The sequence below is a fragment of the Duganella callida genome, assembly GCF_004614165.1.
Taxonomy (GTDB): domain Bacteria; phylum Pseudomonadota; class Gammaproteobacteria; order Burkholderiales; family Burkholderiaceae_D; genus Rugamonas; species Rugamonas callida.
In genome coordinates this window covers 36094-49329 of record NZ_SPVG01000005.1, presented here as the reverse complement: position 1 = coordinate 49329, position 13236 = coordinate 36094, and the positions used below count along the sequence as shown (strand labels likewise).

The window sequence follows — 13236 nt, the reverse complement described above, 5'->3', positions numbered from 1 at the left end:
TGGGTCGATCTCCGTCAGGATTTGCGCGCTTCCAGGTCGGCCTGGATCTGCCGCAGCTTGTTGTTGTCGAGGTTATAGAAGAACATCACGGCCACCGCCAGCAGCGCGAAGGCGGCCGGGATGAAGGACATCAGCCAGACGATGCCGGCCTGCGAACCCTCGGTCTGGGCGGCGTTGGCGACGTAGCCGAGGCGGGTGAAGATCCAGCCGATCACCGCGACGCCGATGGCGGTGCCCAGCTTCTGCGAGAAAGTGGCGGCGGCGAAGGTCATGGCGGTGGCGCGGCGGCCGGTGCGCCATTCATTGTAGTCGGCGGTGTCGGCGTACATCGAGAAGGCCAGCGGCGACTTCGGTCCCAGCGCCAGGCCCATGCCGATCTGCAGCGCGAACATCAGCCAGATGTGGTCGCGCGGGACGAAGAAAAAGGCCGAGGACAGCACGGCGGTAATGCTCATCAGGATGATCATCAGCTTCTTCTTGTCGACGAAACGCGTCATCACCGGCGTCAGCGAGGCGCCGGCGGCGGCGGCCAGCATATACGCCGGGACGAAGCCGGCCATCAGGTCCGGGCGCTGCACCACGTACTTGAAGTAATACGCCGCGCTGCTGGTGCGCAGGGTGATGGTGATCATGATGATCAGCGCCAGGAAGAACAGCGCCACCCACGGGCGGTTCTGCGACAGGTCGCGCACGTCCTGCCAGACATTGGATTTCTGCTCGGCCGGCGGGGCGATGCGCTCGCGCGTGTTCAGGAAGGTCAGCACGAACAGCATCGTGGCCAGCACGCTCCAGGCCAGCATGGTCAGCTGCCAGCCCAGCTTGTCGTTGCCGCCGCCCAGCCAGTGCACCATCGCCGGCGTGGCGGCCGTCACCAGCGTGCCGCCGGCGAAGGCGAAGATGAAGCGCAGGCCGTTGACCACGGAGCGTTCCTGCGCGTCTGCCGAGAGCACGCCGGACAGCGCGTTGTAGGGGATGTTGACGCCGGTGTAGCACACCATCATGGCGAGATACGTGGCGTAGGCCCAGGCGAGCTTGCCATCCGCCGACAGGTCCGGGGTGGTGTAGGTGAGGAAGGCCGCGCCGGCCAGCGGCAGCGGCATCCACAGCAGCCATGGACGGAACTTGCCCCAGCGCGTGCTGGTGCGGTCGGCGGCGGCGCCGATCATCGGATCGGTGAAGGCGTTGACGATTTTGATCGTGAACATCATCGACGCGGCGGCGGCGGCCGAAATGCCGAAGGTGTCGGTGTAATAAATCAGCAGGAAGGTGGCGATATTGGTCCAGTAAAAATTGAACCCCATGTCGGCCACGCCGTAGCTGATTTTTTCCCGCCAGGTCAGTTGTGTGTTCACGATCGCTTTCATACGCATGTAAAAACAGGCAGTAAGATTATCACTGCCTGAACAGGACGGCGGATCTCACCGTCCCGGGAGAGCCCGGATGTTTGATAGCGGTAACGGCTGCATGATCTGTTGCACCAGCTGGGCCGGCGCCTGCGTGATATCGAGCACCACGCCGGCTTCGTCGTCTTCCAGCGGTTCCAGCGCGGCCAGCTGGCTGTCGAGCAGCGCCGGCGGCATGTAATGGTCCTTGCGTGCGGCCATGCGTTCGGCGATCAGCTCGCGCGGGCCAGCCAGGTGGGCGAAGCGCAATTCCGGGTCGGCGCTGCGCAGCAGGTCGCGATAGCGGCGCTTGAGCGCGGAGCAGGACAGCACCACGCCGTTGCCCTTCAGGCGCGCTTCGCGGATTTCGCGGTGCAGCGCCCACAGCCAGTCGGCGCGGTCGGCATCGGTCAGCGGCACGCCGGCCGACATTTTGGCGACGTTGGCGTAGGAATGGTAGGTGTCGCCTTCGAGAAATGGCACTTGCAGCGCCCCCGCCAGCTGCAGGCCGACCGAACTCTTGCCGCAACCGCTGACCCCCATGACGACCCAGCGCCCCTGATTTTGTGTACTCATTGCCAAATAATGATAGCGCTAACAGATGCAGGGAGTTTAAAGGGATGGCGAAATTTGTAAAGAAGAATCGATGCTGCGTCGCACCAAGCCGTGCTCAGGCACTTTCACGCGCCATCAGTGTAAAACCGAGGTCGATCTGTTTGTTGACCGGGACTTCACCTTTGATGACGCTGCGCAGCAGGGTGGCCGCTTCGTAGCCGATGCGGTAGCGCGGGGTGCCGATGGTGGTCAGCGAGGGGTTCATCCAGGCCGATGCCGGCAGATCGTTGAAGCCGCAGATCGCCAGCTGCGCCGGCACCGCAATGCCGCGCCGCTGGGATTGGTAAATGGCGCCGTGTGCCAGGTCGTCGTTGCAACAGAATACGGCGTCGCAATCGGGCGCCTGCGCCAGCATGCGGCCCAGCAGCTCGGCGCCCAGCGCGATGGTGGACGGCTCGGCCACCATCACTTCCAGCCGCGGGTCGGCGCGGCCGGCGTCCTGCATGGCCTTGCGATAGCCTTCGGCGCGGCGCAGCGTTCGTTCGTCCAGCTGGGCGCCGATGAAGCCGATGCGCTGGTGGCCCTTGTCGAGCAGGTAGCGCGTCATGGCGTAACCGGCCTGAAATTGCGAAAAGCCGACGGTCATCTGTTCGGGATCGGTGGACATGTCCATCATCGACACCACCGGCACCCGCGAGGTGGTCAGGATCTGCTGCACCCTGGGGCTGTGCGTCAGGCCCGACAGCAACATGCCGTCGGGATTGGATTGCAGATAGGTGCCGATCAGCTTTTCCTCTTCCTTGTCGGAATAGCGCGTGTTGCCGATCAGGATCTGGTAATCGTCGGCATCCAGCGCGTCCTGGATGCCGGCCAGCACGTCGGTGAACACGGCGTTCGACAGCGAGGGCACCAGTACCGCGATCACCTTGGACTGCGACGAGGCCAGCGCGCGGGCAGCGCGGTTGGGGACATAGCCCAGCTCGGCCACGGCCTTGTCGACACGGTCGCGCAGCGCCTGCGAGACCATGTCCGGCTGGGTGATCGCGCGCGAGGCGGTCATGGTCGCCACGCCGGCACGTTCCGCCACCATCGCCAGGGTGATACGGCCACTGGCCCGGCTTTTGCCCGCTTGAGTCTTTGTCATTCGCTAGTTGTCTATAGTGATGTTGATAGCGATATCATACGGCAGGCCGGCCGAAAGGGAGAGTGGCTATTTGCAGTCAGCCAACACTTTTTGCGTCTTTTTACGCAAATCCTCGCGTTGCTCCTCGTTCATGTAGCCGCGTTCGCCGTTTTTGTCGATGCTGCTCAGGCGCAGTCCCTGGTCCAGCGCCATCTGGTTCTGGCGCGCGGCCTCGCAGTTGGCGGCGGTGTCGGCCTTGCGCTGGGCCTCGGCGGCGGCACGCTGCTGCGCTTCGGCGGCCTCGGTGCGGCGCTGATTGAAATCGGCGTCGCGTTCGGCCAGCGTGGGCGCGCGGGGCGTAGCCGGGGAGGCCGGCTCGACCTGCAAATCGGTCACCGCATCGGGATTGAAGGATGGTTTGCCCGGGGCTTTCAGGATGCGCTTGTCCGGCACGTTGGGCGGAGGCGGGCGGTCGGACAGGTGTTTGATGCCCTTGTCATCGACCCAGACGTATTGGGCCAGGGCCGGCAGGGCGGTGAGCCACAGGGTGCAGCAGAGGGTATAGCGGAAGATCATAAGGCGCTCCAGTGATGCCTGGACAGATTTCGCCATGTCTGGCGAAACATGTCAACTGGAGCGCCGCAGCGCGATTAAGCTTGTTTCTTGCGGCGGGCAGCAACGGCGCCCAGGATACCCAGGCCGCCCAGCAACATGCCATAGGTTTCTGGTTCCGGCACGGCGGTCACGGTGATCTGGCCGGAATACGCGGCCAGCGAGGCGTTGGTCAGAATGCCGTTCAGGCTCAGCGTCAGCGGCGAGCTGGTGGTGATCTCGAACAGGGCGCTGGCCGACTTGCTGCCGTTCACCAGGCTCAGTGGCATTTCGTTGTTCAGCCAAGCCGAGCTCAGCTTTACGTAGTTGCCGCTGAACGACAGCACTGCTTCGTACATGCCTGGGGCCAGACCTTCAAAGGTGATGGTGTCGTTGCCACCCGACAGCAGGCCGTCGGTCGGCGTGGAGATGCCCTTGAAGTCGTAGGTCAAATCTGGCGTGATCTGCACGACTTGATCCGCAGCGCTGGCGGAGAAGGCGGCGCAAGCCAGAATAGCGGCAACAGCAAACTTGAATTTCATCGTAGAACCCCTTTTACTTGCAGTTTATAAGATTAGCTTAGATAGCTAGATTGTCATTTCGCCAAAAGGCAAGTAAGGATAGCAATTTTTAAAAATTAGTGCCGAAACAACGTCAATTCCGCGCGGCAACTCTTTAAATTGTTATTCAATCAGCTTTACTTTGTTATCTGCAATGCAATCGGGACGAAAAAAAGCCGCAACCGGTTTGGCCGGATGCGGCTTTCGGGAAAGCGCAGCTAATTAAGCCTGGCTGGCTTTTTTGCGACGCGCCATCGCGCCTACCAGACCCAGGCCGCCCAGCAGCATGCCGTAGGTGGCTGGCTCAGGTACCGGGCTGACTTCCAGGGTCAGGTTGCCGCCGTAGCTGCCGGCTTTGTTCGCCAGGGAGGTGGCGCCGGTCAGGTTGAAGCCGTAATTGCCGGCAACCAGCGACGACAGAGGGAAGAAGTCATGGCCATCGATGGTGGTGCTGATGGTGGTGTGGCTGCCATCGCCATTGACTTTGAAGAAGCTGATCGCGCTGAAGCTCACGTTGTCCAGCTTGGAGCTGCCGACGCGCACGGTGCCGGCGATCACGTTGCCGGTCGGGTCGCCGATGGTGCCCGCGCCGATGCTGAACAGGTAGTCGTCCGAGAACGAGCTGTTGGCAGCGAAGCTCTGGTTGAACGAGGCCGCGCCCGAGGAGACATCCAGCACATAGGTGCCAGCGGAAGCGGCGCCGGCGGCCAGCAGACCGGCGGACAGAACGGCCGAAGCCATGACTTTGGAGAAGAACGAGGTTTGCATTAAAACTCCTGGTTGTTTTTGTTGAAAAACGTCGAAGGGCAACGCTTCAAGTGCAGCTTGGTGCTTTTACAACTATGGTCAGTGTATCAAGTAAGATATGCAGAATGCAAGTGCAGTTACAATTTCGTAAATAAATATTTTGCGCTGCAAGATTGCAGGATGCTAGTCACAAGCGAGTCCTTGCGGAGGTTGCAGACAAAAAACCTCAACCGGCGTATAATCTGCTTTTGCGCCTATAGGAAAATGCTATGCGTCTACTCCAAAAAGCACTCACCTTCGATGACGTGCTTCTCGTCCCAGCGTACTCCAATGTTTTGCCCGCGGAGACGTCCCTCAAAACCCGTCTGACTCGCAATATCAGCCTGAACATCCCGCTGCTGTCGGCCGCGATGGATACGGTCACCGAGGCCCGCCTGGCGATCGCCATGGCGCAGGAAGGCGGCATCGGCATCATCCACAAGAATCTGAGCCCGAAAGACCAGGCGCGCGAAGTGGCGCGCGTCAAGCGTTTCGAGGCCGGCGTGCTGCGTGACCCGATCACCATTCCGCCGACCATGAAGATCCGCGAAGTCATCAAGCTGACCGAGCAGTATGGCATTTCCGGCTTCCCTGTCGTCGAAGGCAAGGAAGTGGTGGGCATCATCACCAACCGCGACCTGCGCTTCGAACAGGAACTGGACGCCGAAGTGCGTTCCAAGATGACCCCGCGCGAAAAGCTGGTCTACGTCAAGGAAGACGCCGACACCGCCGAAGCCAAGCGCCTGATGAACAAGCACCGCCTGGAGCGCGTGCTGGTGGTCAACGACGCGTTCGAACTGCGCGGCCTGATCACCGTCAAGGATATCCAGAAATCGCACGAGCACCCGCTGGCGTCCAAGGATTCGCAGGGCAAGCTGCTGGTCGGCGCCGCGGTCGGCGTGGGCGCCAAGGATGAAGAGCGCATCGACCTGCTGGTCGCCGCCGGCGTGGACGTGCTGGTGGTCGACACCGCCCACGGTCACTCGCAGGGCATCCTCGACCGCGTGAAATGGATCAAGAGCAAGTATCCGCAAGTGGACGTCATCGGCGGCAACATCGCCACCGCGGCTGCGGCCAAGGCGCTGGTGGAGTACGGCGCCGACGCGGTCAAGGTCGGCATCGGTCCCGGCTCCATCTGCACCACCCGTATCGTCGCCGGCGTCGGCGTGCCGCAGATCACCGCCATCTCGAACGTGGCCGAGGCGCTGGAAGGCACCGGCGTGCCGTGCATCGCCGACGGCGGCATCCGCTTCTCGGGCGACATCTCCAAGGCGCTGGCCGCCGGCGCCTCGACCGTGATGATGGGCTCGATGTTTGCCGGCACCGAAGAGGCGCCGGGCGAAGTGATCCTGTACCAGGGCCGTTCGTACAAGTCGTATCGCGGCATGGGTTCGCTGGGCGCGATGTCGGACGGCTCGGCCGACCGCTACTTCCAGGACGCCACCATGAAGGCCGACAAGTTCGTGCCGGAAGGTATCGAAGGCCGGGTCGCCTACAAGGGTTCGGTGCTGGCGATCATCTTCCAGCTGGTCGGCGGCGTGCGCCAGTCGATGGGCTACTGCGGCTGCGCCACCATCGATGAACTGCGCAACAAGGCCGAGTTCGTCGAGATCACCTCGGCCGGCATGCGCGAATCGCACGTGCACGACGTGCAGATCACCAAGGAAGCGCCGAACTACCGTTCGGGCGACTAAGACGTCCTTGCAACGCCGGCTCGCCGTGAACAACGCAGCCGGCGTTTTTCTATTCTTCTAGCTTTTCAGTCCATATCCATGCACTCTAAAATCCTCATTCTCGATTTCGGCTCCCAGGTGACCCAGCTGATCGCGCGCCGCGTGCGCGATTCCGGCGTGTTCTCGGAAGTCTACCCGTACGACGTCAGCGACGAATTCGTCCGCAACTACGGCGCCGCCGGCGTGATCCTGTCAGGCAGCCACAGCTCGACCCTGGGCGAAGACGCGCCGCAAGCGCCGGCCGCCGTATTCGAACTGGGCGTGCCGGTGCTGGGCATTTGCTACGGCATGCAGACCATGGCCGCGCAACTGGGCGGCAAGGTCGAGAACGGCAAGGTGCGGGAATTCGGCTATGCGGAAGTGCGCGCGCGCAACCACACCAAGCTGCTCGACGGTATCGCCGACTTCGTTACCGACGAGGGCCACGGCATGCTGAAAGTGTGGATGAGCCACGGCGACAAGGTGCTGGAAATGCCGCCGGGCTTCGTCCTGATGGGCAACACGCCAAGCTGCCCGATCGCCGCCATGGCCCACGAAGAGAAGCAGTTCTACGGCGTGCAGTGGCACCCGGAAGTCACCCACACGGTGCAGGGCAAGGTCATGCTGAGCCGCTTCGTGCACGAAATCTGCGGTTGCAAGTCGGACTGGAACATGCCGGACTACATCTCCGAAGCGGTCGAGAAAATCCGCACGCAGGTGGGCACGGATGAGGTTATCCTGGGCCTGTCGGGCGGCGTCGACTCGTCGGTGGCGGCGGCGCTGATCCACCGCGCGATCGGCGACCAGCTGACCTGCGTGTTCGTCGACCACGGCCTGCTGCGCCTGAATGAAGGCAAGATGGTCATGGACATGTTCGCCAAGAACTTGGGCGTGAAAGTGATCCGCATCGACGCCGAAGAACAGTTCATGGGCCACTTGGCCGGCGTCACCGATCCCGAGCAGAAGCGCAAGATCATCGGCCGCGAATTCGTCGAAGTGTTCGACCGCGAATCGGCCAAGCTGGTCAACGCGAAATGGCTGGCGCAGGGCACCATCTATCCGGACGTGATCGAGTCGGCCGGCAAGGGCAAGAAGGGCCAGACCATCAAGTCGCACCACAACGTCGGCGGCCTGCCGGAACACATGAAGCTGCAGCTGCTGGAACCGCTGCGCGAACTGTTCAAGGACGAAGTGCGCAAGCTGGGCGTGGCGCTGGGCCTGCCACATGACATGGTCTACCGTCACCCCTTCCCAGGGCCGGGTCTGGGCGTGCGCATTCTGGGCGAGGTGAAGAAGGAATACGCCGACCTGCTGCGCCAGGCCGACGCCATCTTCATCGAAGAACTGCGCAACACGCCGTACGAATTCGTCGCCGGTCAGGCGGTGGATCAGGAAAATCTGCCGAAGAACTGGTACGAAGCGACCTCGCAAGCGTTTGCCGTGTTCCTGCCGGTGAAGTCGGTGGGCGTGATGGGTGACGGCCGCACCTACGACTACGTGGTGGCGCTGCGCGCCGTGCAGACGCAGGACTTCATGACCGCCCACTGGGCGCATCTGCCGCATGCGCTGCTGGGCAAGGTGTCTAACAGGATCATCAATGAAGTACGCGGACTCAACCGTGTGGTCTACGATATTTCCGGCAAGCCACCTGCGACCATCGAGTGGGAATAATCCGCGCGCCAGCAGCGGCTGGCGCGGCTTGGCAAATGGCTGAGATTAAGCCCCTGATTTTCAGGGGCTTTTTCTTTTTGTGCGGGCGAATATTGGCAAGCTCAGGCAATCATTGGTGAGGTACGATTAAAAACACTTCTTCCGCACAACCGCTGCTGACTCAGTGCGCGATGCCGCGGAAGGTGCGCAGCCGCTCGTCCACAAGTTGCGCCACGTTTAGTATCTTTTGTTCGCGGGCTGAATGAAACTTCGCGAGTAAATCCTTAAAGACCCTGGTCTTGTCACGGTCGCGCGAAATATCGGATTCGTCAAAATCGAGTACGAACTTGGTCTCCATGGCGGTCAGCCCGGTAAAAACGGTCTTACCGTTTTCGTCTATTGCGAGAATGCCGGCACCGAAAAGGGCGGCACGTGTGTCATCTTCAAACTGGATCATGACCTCTCCTTGGCGTCGTACAATCGTTGATTTTATACCGCAACGCACAAACTGCAAGCAAACTTCGGGGTTGTTGCTGTCAACCGACACACAGGTTAGCGGTTATTCCGAGTAAGAGTTGATCGGGGCACCGCAAAATATCGTGCGCCACCCGCATATGCCGCGAAGCCCATCAGGAACGGTAGTCTGTGGACCAGTTGGCTACCTGTCGGCGCGTACAAGCCCAGTCGTGAACAGGTGCGCGAGGCGGAACTTGCCTACCGTGACATCCGCTCCGGCAATCCGCACCGCTTGCGCGTGCTCGATGGCCGCGTGGTTTCGACCGGCATGGTCGCGCGCGTGAAGGAAAAAATGCGCATGTCGCGCGACCGTCAGATCGGGCGGTGCGCACCGCGGCCGGCATGGAGCAGCTGACATCGACGGCCAAGCAGAGCGCCAGCAGTGTGGACCTTGCCAACCAACTGGCCGAGCGCGCGCGGCAGATTGCCGCGGAAGGCGGCGACATCGTGTCGCAAGTGGTGCGACCCATGGGCGACATCAGCAGGTCCTCCGGCTGGATACGGGACATCATCGGCATCATTGACGGAATCGCGTTCCAGACCAACATCCTGGCGCTGAATGCCGCCGTTGAGGCGGCACGCGCAGGCGAACGAGGAGAGTCATGGCATCGGCCAAGTCAACCAAGCCGTCATACGGATCGACGACCTGACGCAACAGAATGCGGCGCTGGTGGAGCAGGCCGCGGCGGCGGCCGGCAATCTGGCGCAGCAGACACGCTGCGTGTCGCAAGCCATTGGCCGTGTTCAAGTCAAGCAGGACCTGCGCACACGCCAAAACTCGACGGCCAAGGTCGGTTCCCCGGTCACGACAGGGTGGGTGTTCCGCTCCAGCGCGCCAGCATCGCGGTGAAGGCCGCCGCGGTGAAGGGTTTACTCAGATAATCGTCGGCCCCCGCCGCCAGGCAGCGTTCGCGCTCGCCCTCGACCGCGCTGGCGGTCAGCGCCACCACTGGCACGCGTGTCCGGGCGTGCGCCGTTTCCAGCGCGCGCAGGCGGCTGGTTGCCTCGTAGCCGTCCATGACCGGCATCATGCAATCCATCAGTACGATGTCGTACACATTGGTTTCCAGCGCTGCGAGCGCCTGTGCGCCGTCGTGGGCTTCGTCGACTTGCCAGCCCATGCGCTGCAACAGGATCCTTGCCAATTGACGGTTCATCTCGGTGTCTTCCACCAGCAGCACGCGGCGCGCGTTGGCGGACGATGCAGGCACGGGCTTCGTCGGCGGCGACGCCGCAAGCTGACAGCGCAGCTCGAAACTGATGCATGAGTCATGGTCCGCCAGGCTGCTGCAGGTCAGCCTGGCGCCCATCAGGTGCAGCAGCCGGTTGCAGATGGCCAGACCCAGGCCTGTGCCGGTATCGAGTGTATTGCCGACTTGCGCGGCTTCGCACCATGGTTCGAACAGCCGTTGTGGCCGCAGCGGGCCGACGCCGTTACCAGAATGGCTCACGCTGTAGCGCAACAGCCAGCCGGCGTCGTCGGGATGGGCGCTGCAGCGCAGTGCAAGCGTACCGGGGGCGGCGCACGTGATGGCGTAGCCGACCAGCTTGTTCAGGACCTGGCGTAGCCGGCCACCATCGCCATCAGCCAGGCCCGGTGGGGCGGCCAGGCTGGTGGTGATCAGCAACCCCTGGCGTTGCGCGGCCAGGCGGTGGCGCGCCGCCACCTGCTCCAGCAACTGGGCCGGGTCGTAAGGGCGCGGTAGCAGACGGAGCCGGTCGGCGTCCAGTTCGGCAAAATCCATGACATCGTCGACGATATCCAGCAGCGCCAGCGTGCCGTCGCGCAGGCTGCCGACATAGGCGCGCTGGGTGATGTCGAGCTCGGTGTCGAGCAGCAATTCCGACATGCCGAGCACCGCGTTCATGGGTGTGCGGATTTCGTGGCTCATCATGGCCAGAAAGCGCGACTTGGCGGCGTTGGCCTGGTCGGCCCGGGCCTTGAGCGCGAGCGCATGGCCGGCGTCGAGTTCGCGCCGCCTGAGCAGCCGCGCGACCAGCGCAAATGCCACCAGCGTGGCCGTCAGTCCGGCCAGCGCCACAGCGCCCAGCAGGGTCATCGCGCCCCACCAGCCCGCCAGCACGGTATCGCGGCCGACACCTGCGCTGATCACCAACGGATAGTCGCGCACCGCGCGCACCGCGCTCACGCCGCCGGCGGCGTCGGTGAGTACGGCGTGGCCCAGGCCGGCTGTGAGCACCTGGCGGGTTGCGGCGTCCAGATCGGGACCGGCCGGCGCGGCGGTGACGGGCCAGGACGCCAGCGGGGTATGGTCGTTGCGGTAGATGGCGATGGCGGTCGTGCCGGACGGGCTGGCGTTGCGGAAGCTATCGCTGAAGAATTCGCAGGCCAGGCCCACCACCACCACGCCGGCGAACCGGCCCTGGGGATCGTCGATGCGCTGGCTCAAATAAAATGTCCAGCGGCCGTCGCTGGGGGAGCGTTCCGGCCCGCTCAGGTAAGGCTGAGCGAGCGGGTGGCTGCGGTGATGGCGAAAATGTGCGCGTGCGGCGTGACTGGTGCCGATCGCCGGATAGCCGCGCGTCGTGTTCAGGACCGTGCCGTCGGCGCCAATGATGGTCGCCACCGCCACCTGCGGCAGCGCGGCGGCCTGGTCGCGCAGGCTGCGGTAGACTTCCGCGCTGGCCAGCGTGTCGCGGCTGGTGCCGTGCGCCAGGCCAGCCAGGCTGTCGAGCAGCAAATAGCTGGAACCCATGGTTTGCGCCACATTTTCAGCCATCAGCCGGCTCAGGTTGTCCAACCCAAGGCGCCAGTCCGCCACCTCGTGGCGGTACAACAGCCAGGCGGCCGCTGTGGCGGAGGCGGCCAGCAGGCACAACATGCCGGCCGCGATGGCGGCGATGGGCCAGCGCCTGTCGGGTCGCCAGCGCGCGCGGCGGGGCGTGCCGGTGTCAGGCGCCGATGCCATCGTCTTCCAGGCTGGCGGTGACTTCGGCCAGCACCTGCAGGAAAACCTGGCCGAGTTCCGGCGCATCGGTCACCGACTGCCGGCGCGCGGCAGCTTCCATCGACCGTAACAGTTCCGCCAGGCGCTCGGCGCCGACCAGGCTGGCCATGCCCTTGAGCGTGTGGCAACAGCGACCGATGACCGCGTGATCGCGTTGCTGCAGGGCCGCCACCAACTGGCGGAATTGCTCGGGTGCGTGGTCGACGAAGGTCTGCGCCAGCAGACGGAAGGTGGCAAGGTCGCCGGCCAGCTGCAGCAACACCGCCGGATTGATCGCCCGATAGCTGATGGCATTCACGATGCTGCCTCCTCGCTCTGGATGATGGCGCCGGCCGGATCCTGCAGGCGCAAAAAGGGTAGGGACACGCAGAACGCCGTACCGGCGTCGGCCGCGTCGTCGAGGCGCAAGGTGCCGCCCATCAGTTGCGCCAGCCGTGCCGCGATCGCCAGGCCGAGTCCGGCGCCGCCGCGCGGCCGGCTTGGACTGTCGTCGGCGCTGGCGAAGTGCTCGAACAGGCAGGAGCGCACCGCGGCCGGCAGGCCGGGGCCCTGATCGCAGACGCGGAACAACAGTCGTCCTGGCGCACTGCGCACCTGCAGACGGATTTCGCCGGTGCTGCTGGCCTGCACCGCATTGTCAAGCAGGATGTCGAGCAGGCGCAGCAGTTTGCCGCGGTCGCACACATAATGGCGCGGCAGTTGCGGACCCAGTTCCAGACGCAAAACCAGCGCCTTGTCGCGCGCAGCCGCACGCTGGCCGGCGAGCGCGCATTGGGCCAATTCGCCCAGCCGTTCCTGGCGCAGCGCCAGGGCGGTCTGGCCCGCTTCCAGACCGCTCAGCTCAAGCACGGCTTCCACCAGGCCCAGCAGCCGCATGCCGCACTCGTGGATGCGCAGGGCGAAATTGCCGGCCTGGCCGTGCAGTTCCTCCCGCCGCAGTTCGGCGTACCCCAGCACCCCGTTCAGCGGTGCGCGCAGTTCGTGCGACATGTTGGAGAGGAAGCGCGATTTGGCCAGGCTGGCTGCGCGCGCCGCCTCGCGACTGGCGATCAGGCGCCGTGTGAGCCCGCTGAGGATGGCCGTGAAACCCAGTACCAGCGCGCCGCTGAGTCCTGCCAGCGCCAAGGTCGTGCGGCGACGCGTCTCGAAGTCGGCCAGCCGTTCCTCACAGTCGAGGCCGACCAGCGCGTACAGCGGCAGTCCCGGCAGCGGCATATACGAATAGAAGCGTGGCCGGCCGTCGATCGGGCCGGGCAGCACGGCGCTGCCGGCGCCACGCCGCATGGCGGCAAACACCTGGCTGGCGCCGATATCCTGGCCCAGGCTGTCGCGCGTGCCGACGCGGCGCGCGCGCACGATGCCGTCGCTGCCGATCAGCGCCACCGTGCCCTG

14 protein-coding genes are annotated in these 13236 nt (G+C 63.9%); 4 read left to right on the top strand and 10 right to left on the bottom strand.

The window, feature by feature from the left end:
- Positions 1–14 precede the first annotated feature (14 nt).
- From E4L98_RS00405 to E4L98_RS00380, 6 genes are all read right to left on the bottom strand, one after another.
- A complete protein-coding gene (locus E4L98_RS00405; protein WP_229257162.1) occupies positions 15–1352 on the bottom strand; it encodes an MFS transporter in 1338 nt (445 codons plus the stop codon).
- Between the two features lie 66 nt (positions 1353–1418).
- Complete coding sequence (locus E4L98_RS00400; RefSeq protein WP_229257161.1) at positions 1419–1958, bottom strand: gluconokinase; 540 nt, start codon at positions 1956–1958, stop codon at positions 1419–1421.
- 94 nt (positions 1959–2052) lie between these two features.
- Positions 2053–3081, bottom strand: a complete 1029-nt coding sequence (gntR, locus tag E4L98_RS00395) for an HTH-type transcriptional regulator GntR (protein WP_135199580.1) — start codon at positions 3079–3081, stop codon at positions 2053–2055.
- A 66-nt stretch (positions 3082–3147) separates the two neighbouring features.
- Entirely contained in the window at positions 3148–3636 is a 489-nt protein-coding gene (locus E4L98_RS00390) for a DUF4124 domain-containing protein (RefSeq protein WP_135199579.1), read from the bottom strand.
- Between the two features lie 74 nt (positions 3637–3710).
- Complete coding sequence (locus E4L98_RS00385) at positions 3711–4193, bottom strand: FxDxF family PEP-CTERM protein (protein ID WP_135199578.1); 483 nt, start codon at positions 4191–4193, stop codon at positions 3711–3713.
- 240 nt (positions 4194–4433) lie between these two features.
- A complete protein-coding gene (locus tag E4L98_RS00380) occupies positions 4434–4979 on the bottom strand; it encodes an FxDxF family PEP-CTERM protein (protein WP_205746638.1) in 546 nt (181 codons plus the stop codon).
- Positions 4980–5227: 248 nt separating this feature from the next.
- Here E4L98_RS00380 and guaB point away from each other — a divergent pair, with 248 nt between their 5' ends.
- Both guaB and guaA read left to right on the top strand, forming a co-directional pair.
- Positions 5228–6691, top strand: coding sequence for an IMP dehydrogenase (gene guaB / locus E4L98_RS00375; protein ID WP_135199577.1), 1464 nt, complete (start codon positions 5228–5230; stop codon positions 6689–6691).
- A 78-nt stretch (positions 6692–6769) separates the two neighbouring features.
- Complete coding sequence (gene guaA / locus E4L98_RS00370; RefSeq protein ID WP_135199576.1) at positions 6770–8380, top strand: glutamine-hydrolyzing GMP synthase; 1611 nt, start codon at positions 6770–6772, stop codon at positions 8378–8380.
- A gap of 160 nt (positions 8381–8540) precedes the next feature.
- On the opposite strand, the gene E4L98_RS00365 is transcribed toward guaA, so the two are convergent.
- Positions 8541–8816, bottom strand: a complete 276-nt coding sequence (locus E4L98_RS00365; RefSeq protein ID WP_135199575.1) for a hypothetical protein — start codon at positions 8814–8816, stop codon at positions 8541–8543.
- 237 nt (positions 8817–9053) lie between these two features.
- Between E4L98_RS00365 and E4L98_RS30290 the strand changes: the two genes are divergently transcribed.
- Together E4L98_RS30290 and E4L98_RS30285 are read left to right on the top strand one after the other, a co-directional pair.
- The gene (locus E4L98_RS30290) at positions 9054–9230 is read left to right on the top strand and encodes a hypothetical protein (RefSeq protein ID WP_205746637.1); all 177 of its coding nucleotides are present in this window, start codon (positions 9054–9056) and stop codon (positions 9228–9230) included.
- Positions 9218–9757 carry a methyl-accepting chemotaxis protein gene (locus E4L98_RS30285; protein WP_371857154.1) on the top strand — a complete coding sequence of 180 codons (540 nt, stop codon included), beginning with the start codon at positions 9218–9220 and terminating at the stop codon, positions 9755–9757. The genes E4L98_RS30290 and E4L98_RS30285 overlap by 13 nt, the downstream gene beginning before the upstream one ends.
- Here the strand turns inward: E4L98_RS30285 and E4L98_RS00355 are convergent.
- The 3 genes from E4L98_RS00355 to E4L98_RS00345 are packed head-to-tail and all read right to left on the bottom strand — an operon-like array spanning position 9679 to position 13227.
- Positions 9679–11805: a hybrid sensor histidine kinase/response regulator gene (locus E4L98_RS00355; RefSeq protein WP_135199574.1), complete on the bottom strand. Its 2127-nt coding sequence runs from the start codon at positions 11803–11805 to the stop codon at positions 9679–9681. The two genes, E4L98_RS30285 and E4L98_RS00355, sit on opposite strands and share 79 nt — an antisense overlap.
- Positions 11789–12142: an Hpt domain-containing protein gene (locus E4L98_RS00350; protein WP_167761237.1), complete on the bottom strand. Its 354-nt coding sequence runs from the start codon at positions 12140–12142 to the stop codon at positions 11789–11791. The genes E4L98_RS00355 and E4L98_RS00350 overlap by 17 nt, the downstream gene beginning before the upstream one ends.
- On the bottom strand, positions 12139–13227 hold the full coding sequence (locus tag E4L98_RS00345) for a sensor histidine kinase (protein WP_135199572.1): 1089 nt from the start codon (positions 13225–13227) through the stop codon (positions 12139–12141). The genes E4L98_RS00350 and E4L98_RS00345 overlap by 4 nt, the downstream gene beginning before the upstream one ends.
- Positions 13228–13236: the final 9 nt, after the last annotated feature.

Excerpts from the sequence above, each read along its gene's own strand:
- E4L98_RS00400 (WP_229257161.1), bottom strand. The coding sequence starts at position 1,958 with ATGAGTACACAAAATCAGGGGCGCTGGGTCGTCATGGGGGTCAGCGGT.
- gntR (WP_135199580.1), bottom strand. The coding sequence starts at position 3,081 with ATGACAAAGACTCAAGCGGGCAAAAGCCGGGCCAGTGGCCGTATCACC.
- E4L98_RS00390 (WP_135199579.1), bottom strand. The coding sequence starts at position 3,636 with ATGATCTTCCGCTATACCCTCTGCTGCACCCTGTGGCTCACCGCCCTG.
- E4L98_RS00385 (WP_135199578.1), bottom strand. The coding sequence starts at position 4,193 with ATGAAATTCAAGTTTGCTGTTGCCGCTATTCTGGCTTGCGCCGCCTTC.
- E4L98_RS00380 (WP_205746638.1), bottom strand. The coding sequence starts at position 4,979 with ATGCAAACCTCGTTCTTCTCCAAAGTCATGGCTTCGGCCGTTCTGTCC.
- guaB (WP_135199577.1), top strand. The coding sequence starts at position 5,228 with ATGCGTCTACTCCAAAAAGCACTCACCTTCGATGACGTGCTTCTCGTC.
- guaA (WP_135199576.1), top strand. The coding sequence starts at position 6,770 with ATGCACTCTAAAATCCTCATTCTCGATTTCGGCTCCCAGGTGACCCAG.
- E4L98_RS00365 (WP_135199575.1), bottom strand. The coding sequence starts at position 8,816 with ATGATCCAGTTTGAAGATGACACACGTGCCGCCCTTTTCGGTGCCGGC.
- E4L98_RS30285 (WP_371857154.1), top strand. The coding sequence starts at position 9,218 with ATGGAGCAGCTGACATCGACGGCCAAGCAGAGCGCCAGCAGTGTGGAC.
- E4L98_RS00355 (WP_135199574.1), bottom strand. The coding sequence starts at position 11,805 with ATGGCATCGGCGCCTGACACCGGCACGCCCCGCCGCGCGCGCTGGCGA.